The organism is Neochlamydia sp. AcF65 (assembly GCF_018342435.1).
Classification (GTDB): Bacteria; Chlamydiota; Chlamydiia; order Chlamydiales; family Parachlamydiaceae; genus Neochlamydia.
Genome location: NZ_JAEMUE010000018.1, coordinates 23,099 through 45,116 on the forward strand (window position 1 = coordinate 23,099; position 22,018 = coordinate 45,116).

17 protein-coding genes are annotated in these 22,018 nt (G+C 37.4%); 12 read left to right on the plus strand and 5 right to left on the minus strand.

Features of this window, described 5'->3' with window-relative positions; all coding sequences use genetic code 11:
* Positions 1-274 precede the first annotated feature (274 nt).
* Positions 275-3,928 carry a tetratricopeptide repeat protein gene (locus tag NEOC65_RS01620; protein ID WP_213155503.1) on the minus strand — a complete coding sequence of 1,218 codons (3,654 nt, stop codon included), beginning with the start codon at positions 3,926-3,928 and terminating at the stop codon, positions 275-277.
* A 474-nt stretch (positions 3,929-4,402) separates the two neighbouring features.
* On the opposite strand from NEOC65_RS01620, the gene murG reads away from it, so the two are divergent.
* From murG to NEOC65_RS01675, 11 genes are all read left to right on the plus strand, one after another.
* Entirely contained in the window at positions 4,403-5,506 is a 1,104-nt protein-coding gene (gene murG / locus NEOC65_RS01625; protein WP_213155504.1) for an undecaprenyldiphospho-muramoylpentapeptide beta-N-acetylglucosaminyltransferase, read from the plus strand.
* A complete protein-coding gene (murC, locus tag NEOC65_RS01630; protein ID WP_213155505.1) occupies positions 5,503-7,929 on the plus strand; it encodes a UDP-N-acetylmuramate--L-alanine ligase in 2,427 nt (808 codons plus the stop codon). Before murG ends, murC begins: the two co-directional genes overlap by 4 nt.
* Positions 7,930-8,133: 204 nt before the next feature.
* Complete coding sequence (locus NEOC65_RS01635; protein WP_213155506.1) at positions 8,134-9,036, plus strand: cell division protein FtsQ/DivIB; 903 nt, start codon at positions 8,134-8,136, stop codon at positions 9,034-9,036.
* 225 nt (positions 9,037-9,261) lie between these two features.
* Positions 9,262-9,531 (plus strand): KH domain-containing protein, encoded by a 270-nt coding sequence (locus tag NEOC65_RS01640; RefSeq protein WP_249298976.1) that lies wholly within the window; start codon positions 9,262-9,264, stop codon positions 9,529-9,531.
* A 905-nt stretch (positions 9,532-10,436) separates the two neighbouring features.
* A complete protein-coding gene (miaA, locus tag NEOC65_RS01645) occupies positions 10,437-11,468 on the plus strand; it encodes a tRNA (adenosine(37)-N6)-dimethylallyltransferase MiaA (RefSeq protein ID WP_349305280.1) in 1,032 nt (343 codons plus the stop codon).
* Positions 11,469-11,562: 94 nt separating this feature from the next.
* A complete protein-coding gene (locus tag NEOC65_RS01650; protein ID WP_213155508.1) occupies positions 11,563-13,284 on the plus strand; it encodes a coiled-coil domain-containing protein in 1,722 nt (573 codons plus the stop codon).
* On the plus strand, positions 13,259-13,921 hold the full coding sequence (locus tag NEOC65_RS01655; RefSeq protein ID WP_249298978.1) for an HAD family hydrolase: 663 nt from the start codon (positions 13,259-13,261) through the stop codon (positions 13,919-13,921). The genes NEOC65_RS01650 and NEOC65_RS01655 overlap by 26 nt, the downstream gene beginning before the upstream one ends.
* 510 nt (positions 13,922-14,431) lie before the next feature.
* Positions 14,432-15,067: a nicotinate (nicotinamide) nucleotide adenylyltransferase gene (nadD, locus tag NEOC65_RS01660; RefSeq protein WP_213155510.1), complete on the plus strand. Its 636-nt coding sequence runs from the start codon at positions 14,432-14,434 to the stop codon at positions 15,065-15,067.
* Between the two features lie 14 nt (positions 15,068-15,081).
* Entirely contained in the window at positions 15,082-15,447 is a 366-nt protein-coding gene (gene rsfS / locus NEOC65_RS01665) for a ribosome silencing factor (RefSeq protein ID WP_213155511.1), read from the plus strand.
* A gap of 17 nt (positions 15,448-15,464) precedes the next feature.
* Positions 15,465-16,712 (plus strand): beta-ketoacyl-ACP synthase II, encoded by a 1,248-nt coding sequence (gene fabF, locus NEOC65_RS01670; protein WP_213155512.1) that lies wholly within the window; start codon positions 15,465-15,467, stop codon positions 16,710-16,712.
* On the plus strand, positions 16,712-17,134 hold the full coding sequence (locus tag NEOC65_RS01675) for a bis(5'-nucleosyl)-tetraphosphatase (protein ID WP_213155513.1): 423 nt from the start codon (positions 16,712-16,714) through the stop codon (positions 17,132-17,134). Before fabF ends, NEOC65_RS01675 begins: the two co-directional genes overlap by 1 nt.
* Before the next feature lie 132 nt (positions 17,135-17,266).
* On the opposite strand, the gene NEOC65_RS01680 is transcribed toward NEOC65_RS01675, so the two are convergent.
* The 3 genes from NEOC65_RS01680 to NEOC65_RS01690 all read right to left on the minus strand — a co-directional run bounded on the left by NEOC65_RS01680 (position 17,267) and on the right by NEOC65_RS01690 (position 19,327).
* Positions 17,267-17,749: an IS1634 family transposase gene (locus NEOC65_RS01680; protein ID WP_502710344.1), complete on the minus strand. Its 483-nt coding sequence runs from the start codon at positions 17,747-17,749 to the stop codon at positions 17,267-17,269.
* Between the two features lie 132 nt (positions 17,750-17,881).
* Positions 17,882-18,595: a DUF4277 domain-containing protein gene (locus NEOC65_RS01685; RefSeq protein WP_283248266.1), complete on the minus strand. Its 714-nt coding sequence runs from the start codon at positions 18,593-18,595 to the stop codon at positions 17,882-17,884.
* Between the two features lie 474 nt (positions 18,596-19,069).
* Entirely contained in the window at positions 19,070-19,327 is a 258-nt protein-coding gene (locus NEOC65_RS01690) for a type II toxin-antitoxin system Phd/YefM family antitoxin (RefSeq protein ID WP_213155515.1), read from the minus strand.
* A 1,705-nt stretch (positions 19,328-21,032) separates the two neighbouring features.
* Here NEOC65_RS01690 and NEOC65_RS01695 point away from each other — a divergent pair.
* Positions 21,033-21,605 carry a trypsin-like serine peptidase gene (locus NEOC65_RS01695; RefSeq protein ID WP_213155516.1) on the plus strand — a complete coding sequence of 191 codons (573 nt, stop codon included), beginning with the start codon at positions 21,033-21,035 and terminating at the stop codon, positions 21,603-21,605.
* Between the two features lie 15 nt (positions 21,606-21,620).
* On the opposite strand, the gene NEOC65_RS01700 is transcribed toward NEOC65_RS01695, so the two are convergent.
* Positions 21,621-22,018, minus strand: a 398-nt coding sequence (locus NEOC65_RS01700; RefSeq protein ID WP_213155517.1) for an integrase core domain-containing protein, incomplete at its 5' end; no start/stop codon positions are given.

Consider the following 22,018-nt stretch of genomic DNA (forward strand, 5'->3'; position numbering starts at 1 on the left):
GGCTTAGGCAATAGAGTAATAATTATTCATTATGATTGCCTGCTTTGTAATGATAGGTTTACATAAATTCTCATATGATAGCTTGATAATTTTCAATAAACAACTTCTAGGCAATTTTAAATCTAGGCAAGATATTAGGTCTCATTCCCTATAATGGCTTAGATTTGTCGTGCTTTAGTCAAGGTCAAAACTCGTAGGTAGCTAATGTAGTAGAGTTAGAAGTGATTTTAAAATATTTCACCACATGTGAGGCCTCATTTGAGTGATTTTTCCCCTATAGCTTAATCTTAATGACTCGCGCTTTTTTTACATATTCAGCTGCCTTTTTTGAATTTCCTTGTGCTTGGTAGATTTGTGCCAGCTTGCGGTAAAGAAGCAATACAGTGAGATTATCTTCACCTAATAGCTTAATATTGATTTTGAGCGCTTGATTGATGAATATAGCTGCTTCCTCTAAATTTCCTTGTTTTTGGTAAATTGACCCTAGCTCATCATAATACAATGCCACATTGGGATGTTTTATGCCGTAACATCTAATATTGATTTCAAGTGCTTTTTTAATATATTCAGTTGCATTTTCTAGGTTGCCTTGTTTAATGTAAATTTGCCCCAGGCTGCGGTAGGCTATTGCTATATCAGGATGATGTTTGCTAAAAAGCTTAAGATTGATAGTAATGGCTTTTTTTATATATTCGACCGCTTGCCTCAGATTTCCTTGCTCATAGTAAACCCATCCTAAATCATTATAATTTTGTGCAACATCTGGATGATTACCCCCAAAAAGCTTAAGAGCAATTCGTAGAGCCTTTCCAGTGTACTTGGCCGCCTGCTTTAAATTTCTCTGAGCTTTGTAGATTTGTCCTAAGAGATGGTAATTATTTGCAATCTGAGCGTGATTCTCACCATATAGCCCGCGGTTAATCCTTAACGCTTGATTGACATGCTTATGGGCATCTTTTAACTTCTCTTGATGATAATGAATTCTTCCCAAATTGTAATAACGAATTGCCAGAGTAGGATGATTATACCCAAAAAGCTTACTTTCAATTAGTAAAGCACGATTGACATGCTTAAACGCTTCCTCAAACTTACCCTGATCGCAATAGATCATTCCTAGGTTGTTATGACCCCTTGCGGTAGCTGGATTACACTCACCAAAAAGTTCGCGATCGATTTTGAGCGCTTGGCTAACATAATGGGCAGCTTTTCCAAAGTTTCCCTGCTCTTGATAGTAAAGCCCTAAAGCGTTATAAGATTTTGCCACAGTTGGATGGTTATTGCCAAAAAGCGCCAAATTGATTGCATGGGCCTTTTCGAAATACTTAGCTGCTTGCTCAAAACTCTTCTGTTTATAGTAAAACATTCCTAAGCTGTTGCAATAGGTAGATATACTAAGATGATTCTTAGTATAACACTTTTTCGCAATTTCGAGCGCTAGGCTAAAATATTTTTTAGCTTTTGTTAACTTGCACCCTTCTAGATGAAGTAATCCTAAATAATTATAATTTTCTGCTACTATAGGATGATATATGCTATAATATCTTATATTAATATTCAGAGCTTGATCAAGATGCTTAGCAGATAGCAGCAATTTCCCCCAATCTTTATAAATCATCCCTAAATTATTATGATCCATTGCTACCTCAGGATGATTTTTACCAAAAAGCTTAATATCAAGTTCAAGAGCTTTTTTAGTATACTCAGTCGCCAAAGCTAAGTTTCCTTGTTCTTGGTAAATTAACCCTAAATTGCCATAACGTGTAGCTATCATATTAGGGTTTTCTCCAAAAAATTTACGGCCAATTTCAAGCGATTTATTAACATACTCAGCTGCCTTGTCTAAATTGCCTTGATGTTGGTAGAGTATGCCCCGATTGTTATAGTATGAGGATAGATTAGGATAATTTTCACCATAATGCTTAATCACAATTTCGATTGCTTGTGCAAAATATTTAGCAGCTTTTGGTAAATTTCCTTGTTTTTGGTTAATTAGCCCTAGTGCATTGAATATGCTAGCGTTTTGCGGATCTGCTTTTCTGGCTACTCTGTAACATTTTTTTGCCTCCTCAAACTGGAAAAGTCTTAAATTTATATCTCCTTGGGTTTTCGGCGAATTATCTTCTAAATCTAATAATCTAATGTTATTTTCATGGTCTGCTATGAAGTTTCGAATGGCTTGATAAAAAGGAATAAAAATGCAATAAATTTTTTTCACTTTTTCGGAAATTTTATGATCTAAAGCAAATTGTTTCTTGAGAGAGTTTGAATCATTAAAATCAAAGAGCCCTATGAGTGGATTCATCATCTCACGCTGCGCTTGATAATAAAAGTAGGTTTTAAGGCGCATAAATAGCGCTATACTCATCCAATCCCTTAATTTATCTTTCGCGGCCTCCATTATAATCCCTATCTTATTTAATTTATCGATCCTAGTAAAGGTGTCGGAAGCCTCTATTTTTTTAAGCAAGGCTAGTCTATCCAAAGCTAAATGAGGAAAACGATAAAAATCATTTTTAACTTGGAAAAGCATTCCTTGTTTTCTTAAGTTATCGATATCTGGATCAAAATTTTTCATATCCTCTTGAACTAGGTGCTGCTTGGCTAAATACTGGCGCAGATCAAGGCTTCCTTGATAAGGTATATTAAGCATTTCTTGAATTTTTTCATTATAGGCTTTAGTTAATTCAATGTTGCCTAGCAGGTGAGTAAAGGTTAGAAGCTCCATAGGTAGATGACGTTCTTTGACATGCCACCAATGGTCTTCTTCATTTTTAGAGATATATTGAGCCATTTTTTCAGGAGTTTGGATAAGCTCAAATGTTTGGCGATTGCCAAAAGGAGTTTTACAGCCTTTTCCTTCCGCTCCTTCACCATCAAAGGCAAAACCTCTTGGCGTAACACTATCAAAAAAATCTATGCCTTTTAAGCAAGGAATATTTAAAGCAGGTAGAATCGTTTCGCCTAGATTAATCACTTCTAAGTGAAGAAGATTTGTTAGGCGTCTGAAATAATCTCTATTTCCTAAAGTGTCTTCTTGTATAAGAATGCCAAACTCTAAATCTGAGTAAGGTGTCATCTCTTCCCTAGCAAGTGAACCAAACCCTATCATTGCATATTCACAAGGCGAAGGTCCTAAAACCTCTTGAGCTTGATCTACAAGATGTTTAAAGAAAGTTTTTATCCACTGGGCAATCTCGCTGTAAAGCTCTCTGACTTCCTCTGGTGAAGGATCTGAGCCGAAAGCTTGGATTTTCTCTTCTATTTCTTCTCTAAACTTTTTTAATTCTCTGCGATTATTTTCAAATTGCTTTTTGGTTGTAGGAATATCTACAGCTTCTCCTCTGCAAGCCTTAATAAGCAAAATTCTGACTTTTGATAACATTTCTTTAATACTTGCTTGCTCGTCTAAAGAGGCATTATGTAGGGCATAATTATATAGCCCTGCAGCTTGAAGGAGCGTTTGCTGCGTTCCTTTTATTAAATAGATATCGCCTAGTTTTTCTATACATAATCTTATCTGGATAGGATCTTCTTTTTGGATAGCAAGTTTTAAAGCGTGAGTGTAATTTTCTTCTAGCCTATCTGCCGATAAAAGATTATGACTACTATCAATCGAAAAAGGGTTGTGATTTAAATGACTTGAAAGCTTGTCAAAATAAAATTGTAGCTTCTGGGGTTGATAGAGCTGCAAAAATTTGACATTATTAGGCATGTGTTGTTTAAACACACGGGCACAGCTTCTTGCATCAAGGATTTTTCTTAATTCGCCTTCACTTAAATTGCTAAAGAAATGAAAAATCTGTTTGAAAATTTTTAAAGGTAGAGTAACCAAGGGACTAGAAGGGTCAAAAGTGTCTTTCTTTGCTGGAGGAGAGCAGTTGTTTTCGGCGGAAAATATAGTAGACCTGGGTAGTTCCTCTGGAATCATTCGTTTATCCTTCTTTTAGGTTGGCTTGTATTTCAATGCGTAGGAAGAGCTAGTTATGACCTTTTACATCCATTCCATATATTTTCAAGAGGTTGTAAAAAATAATTTTACCTTTCATATAAAAATAAACTTAAAAAAGCAACTATTTTAATTTTTTGGCATAATTTTTAAGCAGGTGCTATTTAGTATGAATGATTTATTTCTTGGCATGAATTTTTGCAATCTTGCTTTTCACTGAATTTTTTTAATTTAAGGGAAGTAGGAGAATGTTTAGCCATTCTTTGTCTTTAAAAAGAAATGTATTTATTATTTTAAATAAGGTGTGTTGCTGAGGGGTCAACATATAGATGAAAACGCCTCTGTTTTTATCTATTTAAAACCATTCCTCTTTTTAGGAGCAGATATTTTATCATTCGCTGGAATTAGAAATCCCACTTTTGTAATAGTAGACACCTTTAATGGCAGGAGCGGAAGATGGGTAAAAAAATTATTATTACTGCAGGGGGTACAGGAGGCCATATTTATCCTGCTATTGCTCTAGGCAAGCAGCTTATGGCAGCAGATGGCTCTCTTGAACTTTTGTATGTAGGCGGAAATCTTGATATTAACCCCTATTTTGATAAAGATCTCTTCCGCTACCAGGCGATCTCTTGCGCTACTTTTACAAATAAATCTCCTTGGGAGACTTTAAAAGCTTCCTACAAGATTTTAAAGGGTATAAAGCAAAGCTGCAAAATTATTAACGAATACCGCCCTGATATGGTAGTAGGATTTGGGAGCTATTATACCTTGCCTATGCTTCTAGCTGCAAAAGCTAAAGAAATTCCTTTTATCCTTCATGAAGCTAATAGTGTTCCCGGAAAAGTTAATCGTTGTTTGGCAAAGTATGCTTCCTTTGTAGGCATCCATTTTCCTGATACGGCAGGTCTTTTAGTGGGAAAAACTTATGAAGTTGGCATGCCATTACGTCCCGAATATTATAAGGAAGATAGTTCTTTCTCTAAAGCACGTGAATTTTTTGGGCTAGAGAAAGAGCGAGATACTATTTTAGCTTTTGGAGGCTCACAAGGAGCTTTAAATCTGAATAATTTGGTTAGCGAAGCTTTGATCAAGCATTTAAAGCATGCTAAAGAGCAATGGCAGATTATTCATTTAACAGGCGATGCTTCTAGTTCCCAATTTTTAGGGGAAGAATATCGAAAAGCAGGCATCAAGGCTTGTGTCAAACCTTTTGAGTCACACATGGAGCTATCATGGCAGGCGGCAGATATCTCCATTACTCGTGCAGGCGCGGGTAGCATTGCTGAGCAGATGGAATTTGAGGTGCCCGGGATATTAATTCCTTATCCTTATGCTACCGATAACCATCAGGAAAAAAATGCGGCTTTTCTAGTAGAAAAAGTAGGGGGAGCTTTAAGGTGCCAAGAAAAGGAATTAAATGCTTTTCATTTAGCGGGTAAAATAGAATCTTTTACCCTAGAAAAACGGAAAAAAATGAGCCAAGCGATGCAAAATTACAAGATCCACCACCGACCTAAAGAGTTTTATACGCTTATTTTGGAGGCGCTCCACGTATGATTTCAGAGGTAAAGCACTTTCATTTTATTGGCATTGGTGGCATCGGCATGAGCGGCTTAGCACGTGTTCTTTTAAAAAAGAAGATGGTTGTAACAGGCAGCGATATGCAAGCCAACTATGTAACGGAAGAATTGTCGAAAAATGGAGCTAAAATATTTATCGGCCATGCGGCTCATCAAGTTCCTGCTCATGCCGCTGTCATTTACAGCTCAGATATTAAAGCTGGTAATCCAGAATATTATGCTGCTTTACAGCAGGGGTGTTTAATGCTTCATCGTTCTGACTTGCTCTTATACTTAATGCAGGAGCAGAAAGCTTTAACGGTGGCAGGAACGCATGGTAAGACTACGACCTCAGCTCTTTTAACCTGGGTAATCATGCAAGCTGGCTTGGATCCTTCCTATGCGGTGGGAGGAATGCTTTCTTCTTTTAATTCAAATGCTGGGCATGGGGAAGGGAAGTATTTTATAGCCGAAGCTGATGAAAGTGATGGCACCTTTCTTAAGTATCATTCTTATGGAGGTATTATCACTAATATTGATGCCGATCATCTTAATTACTTTGGCAAGATAGAGAATTTAATTAAGGCTTTTAGCCAATTTCTAAGCAAAGTGGAAACATCGGAGCATCTTTTTTGGTGCGGGGATGATAAACATCTTTTAGCTTTAAAGCCTAAGGGCGTTTGTTATGGATTTGGAAGCCATTGTGAGCTACAAGTTAGCAACTTTTCTCAAAAAGGATGGAATATCTCTTTTGATGTAGATTTTAAGGGTTGCCATTATTCGTCTATTCAGTTGCCTATGGTAGGACGTCATAATGCTCTTAATGCTGCGGCCGTGCTAGGCCTAGCTCTAAGCTTAGGGATTGCAGAAAATAGAATTCGTGCAGCTTTTCTTTCATTCGGTGGTATTAAGCGTCGCTGCGAAAAAAAGGGGGAGAAGCATCACATTTTAATGCTTGACGATTATGCTCACCATCCGACAGAAATAAAAGCCACTCTAGAAGGTATACGTCAAGCTGCAGGGGGGCGGCGTCTGATTGTTGTTTTCCAACCGCATCGCTACACCCGTACTCAAGATTGCTTGGGGCTATACAAAGATGTTTTCGATGATGCGGATGAGGTATTTATCACGGAGATATATGCTGCCGGCGAAGCACCTATAGAGGGGGTTTCTTCAATAGAAATTATCAAGGAAATAGAAACTAAAGGCATAAAAAAAATTCATGCAGTGCAGCGGCAAGATCTAGACTCTTTACTTTTGGATTTTGTTCATCCACATGATATTGTTGTTTCTATGGGAGCCGGCGATATTACTAAGCTCTCTTACGAGCTGCTCGAGCTATTCAGGCAACGAGCGCCACGCAAGCTCAAAGTGGGGATGGTTTTTGGAGGGCGCTCAGTAGAGCATGAGGTTGCATTCTTATCGGCTAGCCATATTTGCAAATACGTTTCACCCGAGCTTTATGAGATTAAGTATTTTGGTATAACAAAGCAGGGGCAGTGGCTTGCAGAAGATAATAATATGCAGGCGCTTAAAGAGCGCATGCAGGAGCTAGCAGCTGCAAAAACTACCTCCTGTATAGAGGTAAGTGTTTTTAATCAATTGATGGAGTGCGATCTCTTTGTGCCTATTTTGCATGGGCCTTATGGCGAAGATGGAACCATTCAAGGCTTTTTTGAAATTCTCGATAAAGCTTATATAGGCCCTGATCATGTCTATGCGGCTATTGCTATGGACAAAGCTCATACCAAACATCTTATGCAAGCACATCAGATAGCTACCTTGCCTTTTATAGAAATCAGCTATAAAAAGTGGAGAACAGATAGTACATCACTTATTCAATCGATTCAAAACAAATTAAATTTTCCGCTTTTTATAAAGCCTGTGCATTTAGGATCAACGATCGGCGTACAAAAAGTCACGCATGCTGATAGCTTATATTCAGCGATTCAAGAAGCCTTTCATTATGACTTTAAATTAATCGTAGAGGAAGGGCTTACAAATTTTAGGGAAATAGAATTTGCAGTGTTAGGTAACGAAGAGGCTGAAGTATTTCCTCCTGGTGAAGTGTTTTCTCAAGGTAATGTTTATGATTTTGAGGCTAAATATGGGGCAAACAGTATGAAAACCATTCCTCAAGCTTTTTTATCACCCGAGAAAAATAAGGAGGGGATAGAGCTAGCTTCAGCTGCCTATCAAGCAGTTGGGGGGACAGGAATGGCACGCGTAGATTTTTTTCTGGATGCTAATGAAAAATTTTGGCTAAACGAAATTAACCCTATCCCTGGATTTACTTCTCTTAGTCTTTATCCTATGATATGCCAGCTGAATGGAGTGGGCGGAGAGGAGCTATTCAATCGCTTAATTATACTTGCGCTTGAAAGAAAACGAAGAGATGCTATTTTATGTAGGCAGCGTTAAACCTTTTAGGGATGCCTAACTACATCTTTTCATTTAATCCCTGATGCAAGAGCATCTTTTGCAGGAAGTGAGAAAAAATGCTATGATCTGGCGGAGTGAGAAGCTAGCAAAAATAGTCCTGAATTTTATGTTTGTCAAAAGAGGGGAGGTATCTCACCGCCCGAGTGCTTCTACCCTCTTCATCCCTTTAGGTTAAAATTTCTTATGAGAAAAAAACAAGAAAAGCTTTCCATACGTACAGCTTGTTTATGGATTATGCTTTTTACTCTAGCTATCTCCGGATCTGCTACTGGAGGCTTAATTTATTATAAATATATAAAAAGACAGCGTCTATATAATCCGCAGTATAACATTGTAGCTATTGCGCAAACTACTCCTGATAAAGAACCTTTGAAAACGGCGTATCTTGCTGAGCTTCTTAACCTATCGATTGATCAGCCAACCAATATCTTTCGCTTTAATACTCAAGCAGCTCAACAAAAACTTTTAGATTCTCCTTTGATTACTCATGCCTATGTAAAAAAAATCCTCCCAGGAACTATTTATGTGGATTATGAATTAAGAAAGCCTTTTGCTTATTTATTAGATTATCATAACACAGTTATCGATCGTGAGGGTGTTACTTTTCCCTTTAAACCTTTTTTTACTCCTAAAAAACTGCCAGAAATATACTTGGGAATAACAGATTCTTCCCCGTTGATTTGGGGAAAACCTATCCACGAAATTAAATGCAAGCTTGCCCTTTATTTAATTGATCTGCTTTCAACCTGTTGTTGCTCGGAATATTCTTATCTAACTCGTGTTGATGTCTCCCAGGCTTTTGCAGATAGCAAAGGTAAAAGGCAAATTGTAGCTATCCTTGATGAGCAGGTGGAAAGAACAGATCAAGCAGGAAAGCTTGTCAAAGGGATAGCCTCTCATATATTGCGGTTGAGTGTAGACAATTATCGGCAAGAATTAGCCAATTATCTGCAATTACGCCCCTTATTAAATTATCATGCCGAAGGTGCGGAAGGAGGGGAGGCAGAAAAATTATTAAAGTTGGAACCTCTAATTGTAGATTTACGTATTCCTGCGCTCGCCTACATCAAAAGCTCTCCTCTTTAGAGGTCTTAGCAGTTGAGAAAGTAGTTGAGAGCTCAAAAAGCAGTTTATTTTATCATGCCGTTCGATAAAATTCTGATAAAATAGGGAGAAATTAAAAAATTGTTTAATTGCTTTTTAATTAGGTGAGAAATAAGGCTCCAGATTCATCTTATCGTACGTTTCAGATAAGCAGGCAAAGAGCTTTAATGGGATACTTCTTGAGTTAAATTCTTCCTGATGCTAAAAATGCTAGCTTGTAAAACTATAATAAACATTTGTAGAGCTATGAAAGAATTTGTTGAATATATCGTAAAAAATTTAGTAGACGCCCCTAATGATGTAAATGTTAATTGCTATGAAGGGGAACGAGGAATGATCGTTGAAGTACGGGTTAATCCTCATGATATTGGGAAAGTTGTAGGAAGGAAAGGAAATACTATCAAAGCCTTACGAACAATATCCATGATGATTTGTGCTCGGCTTGGACGACGCGTTAGAGTGGAAATTATTGAGTAATCCTGTTAAGCATTAAATATTGAGAATAGCTTGCTTTTTTTACTTAATCTTTTTTTAGATAACTTCATTGCCAGCAAGTGTGCTTAAATAAATGCTTAAAGCCTAGACATATAAGCAGCAAATAAAGTGATTTATCTTTAATCTTTTTGGGATTTTAGCCTTACTTTAAGTTTCATCAAATACCAGCTATCAGGCTTTTAACAGATTTTTTTACTGCTTTATAACTTGAATCTTTGATGCTGGTAAGGAAGTAACAGCAAAGAGCCTGCGGTTAAGGGCTGGGCCCTAAAGGAACCGAAAAGAAAGTTATATAGAAGCAGCAGACTTTTCAGCTTTTGCTTTTATGAAAGACCATCTGCAAATGCAAGATATAGATTGTTAAAACAAAGAATTAAAAGTGCTAATAAAGCATACCTGCAGAAAAAAGCTTAGCTTTGAGAAAGGGGGCATAAAAGGGAGAGCGTTTAAGAAGACGAGCGCTTGCAGCTTTTAATCATTACTTTCTATAAAAAAAGCAAAATATGATCCTCTTAAAAGGCTAATAATCACATTTCAGAAAGTTTTTTTGATGTTCTTTGAAGTGAATAGATGATTGAATTTAAGAGGGAGAATAACTTTAAGCAGGTAGGTATAAAATTGAAAAGAGCTGTAAGTGCTACTTGCGGGGAAAATAAAAAAAATAATTAAATAACTAACAAGATGAGAGGATTTTGAAAGGAGCTAGCTATCTTTTTCAAATATCATGAGAGCTTTTCTTAGCTTTTACAATCAGAGCAAAGAATTATCTAACAGGTCTCTTTATGCTTGATCTTACCATTTGAAAGATATGTTAAAAATTAAGGCCTTGAATAATAAATGGTTAAATTTAAATAAACAATGCTTTGACCAAGTTTAGGTAGTTGACAGTGGCCAGTGGAACATTAGAAAAAGAAGAAATAGAACAAATTTTTATAAATTTTGCTATCGAAGCTCAAAAGCAGCTCCCTACTGCCCTTCCTCAAAATAAAAAGCGCGTGATCATCATTGCCGGTCCTACTGGCTGCGGCAAGTCTCATTTTGCTCTCCAGCTGGCAAGAAAGATCCATGGAGAAATCGTTTCAGCTGACTCCATGCAAGTCTACAAAGGAATGGATATTGGTACAGCTAAGCCTACACTTGAAGAAAGACAACAGATTTCTCATCACCTCATCGATATTTGCCATTTAGCAGATTCTTTCAATGTTGTAGATTTTTGCTATGAAGCGCGTCAAGCCTTCCAGCGTATACACAATAGAGACAAGGTGCCTATTGTAGTAGGAGGGGCAGGCTTTTATATTCATTCTTTACTCTATGGACCTCCTCTAGGGCCTCCCTCTATTCCTGAAATTAGAAAAGCTTTAGAAGAAGAATATGATAGGCTAGGCCCCGAGGTCTTATATGCTCGTCTTCAGCAGCTAGATCCCCATTACGCCAGTGGGATTACAAAGAATGATAAGCAAAAAATTGTGCGTGCTTTGGAAATCATTACTTTAACTGGAGAAAAAGTTAGTAAGCTTTCGTGGAAGGGGCGCCATAAGGCTCAAAATTATGACTTTCGGTGCTGGTTTTTATTTCGACCTAGGCCTCATTTATATCATCGCATTGAAAACCGTTGTGATCAAATGATTGAAGAAGGTTTGCTAGAAGAGGTCCAAGGTTTGTTAAAAAAAGGTCTCTTAGCTAACTCCTCTGCAGCCCAAGCGATAGGCTATAAGCAAGCGATTGCTTATTTAGCAACCGACAGAAGGCCCGAGGATTATCTTCAGTTTGTCGAGACATTTAAACGAGCTTCTAGAAACTATGCCAAACGTCAGCATACCTGGTTTGGCAAAGAACCTTTGTTTAACTGGATTGATATGGACCTTTATGACACGGAAATGATTGCCGACCTTATTTCTAAAGATATCGACAGCTGCTAATTATTATTGTTTTTTAAAGAGCTTTACCGAAAAGGGTAAATCAGCTATGATTTTGCTCTAAAATTCCATTAAACATATATCTTTAAGAATTTCCATGAGCGACTTAGAAAGTAAAAATCAAAATATACAAGAAACGACACCTCATCAAGATGAGAAATTCCTATCCTCGATTAATTCAGAAGGCGAAGAGCTAAGCTTAACAACCCCTTCTTTAGAAGGAGCAGAGCAAGAAATTAGTGAAGAGCCTGTAGTCGAAAAAAAGCATAATCCTCATCTCGATGAGTTTATGCAAGAGATGGAAAATTTACTTCAAGTAGACGCTAAGGTTAAATATGCTTTAGATTTTATGGAAAGCTCTTTAGCACAAAGTGGAGCTCCACATTTTAAAGCCTTTTGGGAAGTGCGCAATATTTGCTTGCAACTCTTTAAAGAAAACCTCCCTCCCCTTGTGCGTACTCAATTATGGACAAAATATAGCGAGCTTTCCAAAGAGGCCCGCCGTCTAAAAGAAATGTTGGATGAACAAAGCTCTTTTGCAGCCGAACAAATTGAAATAGCCATCGTAGCTTTAGAAAACGATATAAAGCTGTTTGAAGAGCAAGTAGCTAAAATTGCCAATCCTGACTTAGGTCCTATCCCCACAAGGCTTTCTGCCAAAGCCCTATTTTATCAAGACACTCAAAAAAGACTTAATTTGCTTAATGTTCAAGCTTCCCGTGTGAATGCTTTACGCAAAGAACTTATTAAAACGGACATGCGTGTAAGACAAAAAAATAAGTTTTTCCAAAGGCTCTCTGAAATAGGCGATCAAGTTTTTCCTTTAAGGAAAGAGCTTATCAAAGAGGTGAGTCAAACATTTAGCGATGATGTGGAAGCATTTATTGGAGGTAGCTTTAAAGGTAACTTTGATGACTCTTTGTTTGCGTTAAGAGAAGAAATTAAAGACTTACAAGGCATTGCTAAGGTTTTAACTCTTAACACGCATGCCTTTACCCACACGAGAATGCGTCTTAGCGAATGCTGGGATAAAATCAAATTAGCCGAAAAAGAGCGCAAAAAAGAACGTGCCCAGCTAAAAGCTACTTTTAAGCAAAATTTTTATACCGTTCAAGCCAAAATACATGAGCTTAAAAAGCAATATGAATCTTCAGAATTATCGGATGATCAAGCGAATAAGCATTTAGATGAGATTTCTAAATTCATGAGAAATGTTGAACTGGGAAGAGATGAAATCAAAGTTCTAAGAAGCGAAATGTTTGCCGTAAAGGATCAGATTTTAGAAAAACAGAAAGCACAAGAGCAAGTGCGCCTTCAACATGAGCAAGAAAAAGAAAAGCAACGTAAAGCTAAAATAGAAGAAGTAAAAAATGAAATCGAGCAGCTTGGCAATAATGCTCGCTCTTTAGAAGCTCAAGAGTTAGCTGCAGCTAGAGATGAGCTTGCTCAGAAAATACAAAGCTCTTCCTTTAATAAATTTGAAAAGCAAGAGATAGAGCGCCTTTATAAATCCTTACGTAGCTTAATCACCGATGTTCTTTCAGATAAAGAGGAACAAGCTTTACTTTCCTTGTCCGAGGATGATCGTCAATCTATTGAGCAACTTCGCGAGGTTTTAAAACAAAGAAAAGAACGTAGACAAGCGATAAAAGTCCAGCTAGAGTCTTTGCGCAAAGCGGGAGGAGTTTCAGGTTTAGATTTTGAGAAAGCCATGAATAATAACGAGTTGATAAAGTCTGAAAAAGAGCGCTTAGAAAAAATCAACCAAGGCATTCAAGAAATTGAAAACAAAATTGTACAATTCCAAAAGAAAAAATAGCTTAGTTGTTTTTGATCTCGACCATACACTTCTTCGCAAAAATTGTAGTCTCTCTTTTGGCATCTATCTTTTTCGGAAAAAAATCCTTCCTTTTTACCGAATGATGCGCCTATCTTTCCTCTATTTAAGGTTCAAGCTTGGACTGATTAGCCTAAAAAACTTGCATGAATCTACTTTTCAATGCTTTTTTTGTGGCCTTTCCGTGGCCCTTGTTAATGAGCATGCTACCAAATTTTTATCCCAGCAACTGGATAAGCTTATCTATCATCCCGTCTTTTCAAAACTATTAGAAGCTAAAAATGAAGGATCGTATACTGCCATATTTTCTAGTTCGCCAAACTTTTTAGTGGAAAAAGTGGCGCTGAGACTAGGCGTTGATAGATGGAGCTCTACGATTTATCAAAAAAACGACCAAGAAGATTTCACTCATATTACCCAGGTGATGGAAGGTCCTCAAAAAGCTCAAGCTCTAGAGCTGCTCTTAAATGAATTACAAATCGTTAAAGATAATGTGACAGCTTATACCGATAGCTATTTAGATTTGCCCCTTCTTTACGCCGTAGGAAATGCCGTGGGTGTTAACCCGGATCGACGCTTGAAAGCTATTTGTCGTCAAAATCAATGGCCAATTATTTAAATTAACTTTTATTCACCTTACCCTCATGTTTTTAAGTAAAAATATAGCGATTGACTTAATGAGGGTGAGTAAAAAAGTAAAAAGCCCAAAGTGAAGCATTTTGGGTAAGTAGGTAGACTCTCTAATAGCAATAAAGAGTGTTTAGCAGCTACGCTAATATGCTTACAGCACAGCTAAAGGACCTTTATGACTTTTAATAACATCAAAATGATTTAGTGCTTTAGTGCTCCCCCAAGAGGGTAAGATAACATGTTTTTTATTATGAAAAATAAAATAATTTTAAAATTTGTTATCGTATGTTAATAGTTATATTAAAAAAGTTTGATGGGAAAAGGCATGCTTTTATACTTTTCTAGAGCGTGAGTACACTTGTCTATGTAAAACTAGGCAGGGAGATCAAATTTATTTCTCTACGAAGCTCATAAGCATACTATAAGAACCAAAACGCTAGTAAAGGGAAACCTTTAGCTCTTTTAATATTGAAAAATTATACATTGGATGTAAGCTTTAATGCGTATTCATAAGCATGTAGGAATATATGGTGGTACTTTTGATCCTATCCATTTTGGGCATTTAAATACTGCTATAGAAATTATGGAAGCCCATCAACTCGATGAAATATGGTTTTGCCCAGCGTTAGTCAATCCTGATAAGCTAGGCGCGGAACCTACTTTGGCTTATCACCGTCTTAAAATGCTAGAAATTGCTCTGCAGGAACTTCCCTGTTTTGGCATCATTCCTTATGAGTTGGAGCGTCCCGGGCCCTCTTATACTATTGATACTTTACATGAAATTATCAAGGAGGAGAAAAAAGAGGCATATCCAAGTAAATTTTACTTAATTATGGGTGAAGACACGGCCTTCAGCTTTGTTCATTGGAAGGAGGCTAAAGAGATCCTTACGCTAGCTACACCTCTTATCTGCCGTCGTTATGCTTCAGAACAACCTATTATTTGGGAAGGAGATCCAGAGATTTGCGCAGCTCTTCAAAAAGGAATGACTTCTACCTACGTGATGGAAATCAGCGCGAGCCGCATACGTGAAAGGGTTTTGCAAGGGTTGTATATTGGCCATTTGGTCCCTGCGAAAGTGATAGACTACATATATCAAAATCATTTATATTCTTCTAGGCCAGGACAAAAATAAAAATTTAAAAGAATATGTCGAAAACTGTCTTAAAAAACTTAGATTTAATCGCTCAAACTATTTATGATAAAAAGGGTTTTAACATAATCGCTTTAGATGTTCGCGATCTTTCTACGATGACCGATTTCTATGTGATCGCTGAAGGGAATATTGATCGTCATGTTAAATCCATAGCAAAAACAATTGAAGAGGTGATGATCCAAGAAGGAGATGAACTCCTCCATATAGAGGGGAGTAAAGCTCCTGATTGGTTAGTAATGGATTATGGGGAAATCATCATTCATCTTTTTATTCCAGAATTTCGAGAAAAATATGCACTGGAGCAGCTGTGGCAACAGGCAAAAATTGTAGATCTTCACATTGATGTGAAGGAAAATTAGAAGGTTTAAGTTATTTCATGAAGAAAAAACGCATTGTTATCACCGGTATGGGCATCGTTTCTTGTTTTGGTAACGAGGTAGATGATTATTACAAATCTTTATTGGACGGCAAAAGTGGAGCCTCCTTGATTACAAGTTTTCCTTGTGAAGATTATCCTACTCGCATAGCTGCTTCAATTAAAAATTTTGACTCCGGTGATTATATTGATAAAAAGCAAGCGCGCCGCATTGATAAAAATATTGCTTATGCCATGGTAGCAGGAAAAAAAGCTTTAGAAGCAAGCCAGCTTAATCCTGAGGCTATAGCAAAGCTTAATAAAGAGCGTTGTGGTGTGGTTATTGGCTCTGGCATGGGGGGAATGGATGTCTATTGTCAAGGCGTTCAGACGCTCATGCAAAAAGGCCAGCGATGGGTTAGCCCTTTCTTTGTGCCCTACATTCTTACCAACATGGGTGGAGCAATGCTTGCCATGGATATAGGCTTTATGGGACCTAATTATTCTGTCTCAACAGCCTGTGCTACGGGAAATAATGCGATCATTGCAGCAGCTAACCATATTCGCAAAGGTGAGGCAGATTTAATGATCTGCGGTGGTTCTGAAGCTCCTATTATCCCTATGGGTTTATCAGGTTTTTGCTCATGCAAGGCCTTATCCCAGCGTAATGATGAACCAGAAAAAGCTTCTCGCCCGTGGGATCGAGGCCGTGATGGTTTCTTAATGGGAGAAGGCGCAGGAATTTTTATTATTGAAAGTTTGGAGCATGCTTTAGCCCGAGGAGCTCCAATCTTAGCGGAGTACTTAGGAGGGGGCATGTCATGTGATGCCTATCATATTACCGAGCCTCGCGCCGATAGTGAAGGTGTAGCTTTATGTGTACGCAATGCTTTATTGGATGCAGGCATAAAAGCTGAGGAAGTGAATTATATTAATGCTCATGGTACTTCGACTCCTGCAGGCGATATGGCAGAAGTGCGCGCTTTAAAAAAAGTTTTCAAAGAACCTAGCTCAATCACCATGAATTCGACTAAGTCGATGATTGGACATTGTTTAGGTGCTGCAGGAGCGATGGAAGCTGTTGTTACAGCAAAAGCGATTGAATCAGGATGGGTTCATCCGAGTATAAACTTGGAAGATCCTGAACCCGATTTAGAATTTCATATTCCGACCGTAGCGGAAAAAAAGGATATTAACATTGCTATCTCCAATACATTTGGCTTCGGTGGCCATAACGCTACTATCGTGCTAGGAGCTTACCATCCCTAATGGCTACGAAGAAAGAGTATTCCTATGGCATTGTTCCTTTAGCTCAGTTTGAAGATGGCTGGCATGTCCTTCTTGTCCAAGCACATGCAGGACATTGGGGCTTTCCTAAAGGTCATCCTGACCCTCACGAAACTGCCTTGGACGCAGCTCAAAGAGAGTTGTTTGAAGAAACAGGTTTAAAGGTTTGCAAGCTTCTATCTGATCAAACTTTTGAAGAAAGCTTTTACTTCAAATTTGAAGGTGTACTCATTCATAAGACTGTTATCTACTATGTTGCCCAGGTAGAAGGGGAAGTAAAGAGAATGGAAGAAGAGATTAAAGCTGTACAATGGGTGCCGCTAAGCCAAGCTGCCGATTATATTACCTTTGACCAAGGAAAAAATATTTGTCGCCAGGCTTTGCAAATTGTCTCGGAAATTTAGATGCATTCATCCAAGGGGCAATTATCCCTTGAATGTTAGCTAGTAAGAAAGCAATTCTACAAGCATTAAAACATCAAAGCAGATTAGAGAGATTTAAAATTTTTTATAAATATCTTTTCTATTCGTGATTTCTCACCACATTTCAGAATAATAGAATTTTTGGTAAGGAGGCCCTAAACATCTAAGGATAATTCTATGGCGTTCTTTCAAATTGGTAATTTGCAATTTTTTATGGTCAATAAAGACCATATATAGGCCTAGGAAACAGAAAAACACCCAGAGTGTTGTTGGCTTTTGCGTAGGTTTCTTAAGTTGATTTAAGAAGTTCTCACTATTTTCTCGTAATTTTTCTCGAATCTTATATTCAAGCGCAGAATAGACTAAAAGGCATAGAGTCATTACCATTAAAAGCGCTTCAATTCTTTCTGGCTTTTTTAGAAAGAAAGAAGAGACTAGGAAATCGGGACTTTTCAAGAATCTAAATCCTCTTTCCACACTTTGCTGTGCTTTATATGTTTTCAACAGCTCTTGTGCAGGAAAAGCGGTTACATCCATGTCATTAGTCGCTAAGATGAAAAACCCTTTACTCCTCTCTAACTCTGCTTTGTTAAGCAAAGAGCAGGCTACTGTACCTTCTAGGCGATAGCTAAGTATAGAAGGTGCTTGCCCAGCTTTGGGTCGACCAGATGTAGCATGCTTTTGAGCTGCTATAACTTGAGGTTCTACAATTTGTATATATTTAAGCTTTTATGCAAACTTATCTAATTGGCGCTTAGCATCGTTTGGGTATGAAAACTCTTGCTTTATAAACTTAAAAAAAGCTTTAGATTCTTTTTCACTGCCCTTAAGATAATGCTTGGCTAACGTACGGCATTCTCTTTGATAGGCCGCTTGGCTAAAAATGACTACCCATCTTTGTTCAACACTGGCATAGCAAGAGGTACTTTCAAAAGCTCGATAGCCTTCTGCTATTTCTACCGTCTTGTTGTAAGGCACTTCAAATATGAGTTCTTTAGCCTCTTTAATTTGCATGGGAACACGCGTGACAAGCAAGCTTTGTTCTTCTTTAAAAACTTGTTTAGAAGTGATGAGTTGCAAGACGGCTTGATTTAAATCAGGCCTATGGTCTCTGCTGTAGCCTTGCACTAGGCGAATGCAGGCTTCTCCTTGTTCTAATAGGCTCTCATAGTTTCCATCTACGTGAAAGCTTGTGGCATCCGAATGTAAACTTTTCACTTGGATACCCATACCCAGCACTTTGATCGTATGCAAAGCTATTTTAGTAAAAAGCTCAGTCACGCCCAATTCAAATAGCTTGTCCAGCGCTCTGCCTAAAACATTATCATCAATTTGCTCGGGAATGACTGACGTACCTAGCAAATGATCGATGGATTTATCTTCAAAGTACTCAGAATACATGTAAAGCGTCCGGCTTACAAATCCCAATCCATTCAAGATCATACATTTAACAGCTTACCCATAGGTTAAATGCTTATTCTTCGCCCGGTTACCTACTGCTTGGTCAATAAGGTCAACTAGCCCTATCTCATCACACATTCCAGCTATCAATCCTTAATGATCGACGTTTTGCGTATCTATTTGCATAACTTTTAGTTGTTTAGCTTAACCCCTTAAAGAAAACATCTTACTTGATTAGTCCTCAAAATTCCTAATTATTTTTTTTGCTGGCGAATGTAAGTTCTATGGTCTCTATCTACTATTAAAACGTAAAGCTTGTTATCGAATATGCTGTAGGGAATTCGATAATTTCCGCAACAACTTCTACATAAATTATCGTTGCCTCGAATCTTTTTTAGATCTTCTGGAGGGGATGTAATGAGAGAGCTTCAAGCCTACTCTGAATACGATTAAGCTCTTTTTTGGGGATTTTAGCCATGCTTTTAAGCGCAATACGACTTAATTCAATTTCATAGATCACAGCCCGAGATCTCTTTTAGCATCTTTCCATTTGACTGTGCCATGCTTTTTAATATCTTCGCCTACACGTTGTGCTACCTCGATATCACGCTCATCTTCTATTGCCTCCAGTATTTCTAGATCCTCAATAGGCACTATAGCGGCCAAATCTTTACCGTTACGAGTTAAAATATATCGATCATGGCAAAAAGCTATATGATTGGCGATTTTGGTTAGTTCTCTCTGTGCTTGATAGAAATCTTTTCTAATACTCATATTTTTACCCCTTCATACCCATTTACAACGTTAATATTTGTAGATTTATTAATCAGTGGGAAACTTAAACATGCAAGAAGCTATATTGGCATATTTTGCAGGGTAAAGAGAAGAAAAAATTAAAGACGTACAATGGGCACTGATAAGTCGAGCTATCACTTGTGACAAAAGAGAAAATATTTGCCGCCAAGCTTGGCAAATTGTCTCATGAGTTTATTAGGACTCTGCCTTTCCTGTGAATATTCGTGCCTATAAGGTAGCTACCCATCTTTTCAACTCTCTCTGCAAGCTTCTTGGTTGAAAAAGTTAAATAGACCTCTTTTAACAAGGTCTATACTATTTTTCAAGGCTGGAGAGCCGTGGCTAAAAGTACCCCTTTTAGTATTCTGCGCACTTGAAAAGAAAGATAGTACTTTATAAATCACGTTTGGAGTGCTTATAAGGTCATTTTTTCTTTATCAATCAAACGCTGGAAAAAATAGGTGCTCTTTATTTTCATTCCTTGTCGATTAAGCCATTAGGATTAGTTAGGCATTGCAGCCTTTCTTCTTTTAAACTTGATCTCCGCGCGTCTAAAGCTATTGTAGGATTAATTGACAGAGAGATCTAAAGGGAGAGATAACATGACGGTATAGCTGCTTGATACGAGAACTACATGTATAGTCTCTGCAGAAAACCATAGAATAGATTTGTCTGGGCAATCAAGAGTTTTGGTAGATATGCAGTACTTCCGTCCATCTTTTGCCATAGGCAGACTAGCTATCTAAACATTATCTACGTACGATAATTAGATTCCTTAAGGTTTCTTCTGCACTATTATTAATCTAAATTTAGGTTTTTTAGATAGCAAATCAAGGTGCTCGTTTCATGGCCAGCAAATTTCAGAGAAGGCCTTTTGGGTTTGTGCCAGTAGGCAGCTATTTCATCCAGCATATTGGCTAGAAAATTTCCTCCCCTTCTATGTCTGAGTATATTCAATTTGAGAGATATCCTTTATTGAATGCTTACAGGGGTATTGATAAAATTGCTCTACGCAAAGGGCATAAGGATTTTGCTGTCGTGATTACCGACTTATAGTACTTCCAAGAAGAGAAAGAAGGTTTAAGCTAAAAGACGGACAAGCTGCGGATGAAGTAGAGAAATGATGCGTTAAAAGTCATTCAAGGTTTTGGAGGAGACGATGAGGTCAGTAGTTTTGGAAGAAGCTTTGCGGCTATCATAGAAGATCGCTTGTCGAAACGGCGATGTACTGCTTTAAAAGAAGTTCTGGAGGAAATTTCTGCTCTAAGAAACTAGCCTATCAGCGAGTAGAACTATATGCTAAGCCTTTGGCAATGAATAAGATGACAAAGCGTAGAATGCCTAAGGGGCACTGAGTGCTGACCTAGGTGACAAGCTAGTATAAGACTGCGTCTTAAAAGATGAGTTATTAGATCATTTAAGCAATAAAATTCCAAATAAACCTCCGAAGAACCCTTTTTAGAAGCTTTTAACACATATGCAGTTAATAATATGTTTAAAGGTTAATTTTAATTATGAAAAAATTTTAATATAACGACATTTATGTATTAAAAAATAGTTGTTTTTTATGTGTTAACTATTGATAATTAATTTTCTTGCAATAGTTTGGGGTTGAGTTTTTACCTTAAGAACTATATTTGATTTTTAAATTGATTGAAAAATTAGAATAACAAGGAATGTAACTATGCACTTAGAAAATAGAATGAGATTTAGTAGCAATGAAAAAATTTTGTATAAAAATTATGACGATCGTATTAATATCCACCATCTTGATATTGAATTATCTGAAAGATATGATGATTTGAAAGCTATTGTTCCTGAGCAAACAAAAAGCGTTGCATGCATGATTGGAATAGATCAGTTTGAAGTCGACCCCATAAGTAGGGTTTATCGGTTAAATGCTCCGACTCTTAATAATCTTATAAAATGGCAACATGGCTATCCTTTAGCAGCCGATGAAAAATTTGGGGGTGAACTTGCTCCTGGGTTTGGTACAGCTTTTGCAGTTAGTAAAAATGTAGTCTATACAGCAGCTCATTGTATTTGCAAGCTAAACTCTCCTAGATTGGATGAAGCTCGTATAGAAAAAATTAGGTTCATTTTTAACTTTAGAATACATGATGATGGCCAAATTAAAACTGAATATGAAGAAAAAGATATTTATAAAATAAAAAAGATATCTTCTTATAAATGGGCAAAAGGAGAAGATGGTAGTGACTGGGCCTGCATTAAATTAGATGTCCTAGACAGTACTTGACCTGACAAACATGAGTTACCTGGCAGGTACTATTTCTGTCAGTTGTAACTTATCTAACATCTTTTCTTGTGCAAGATGTTTGGCATCTAAGAATGTTTGTAAAGGCGTCTTGCCAAAACAATACTTTCCTGTATGTGTTCTCTCATTATTATACTCATTCATCCATTTATCCACATCCCCTTGTAATTCTTCAACATTTTTAAACACTTTCTTCCTAAAAGCTGTGGCATAAAATTCGTTTTGGATGGTCTGATGAAACCTTTCGCAGATTCCATTGGTTTGAGGATGCCTGGCTTTAGTGCGAGAATGGTCAATGTCTTCAATGGCCAGATAAAGTTCATACTCATGATGCTCTCTTGCTCCGCAGTACTCTGTACCACGATCGGTCAATATTCTTAAGATACGAATATCTT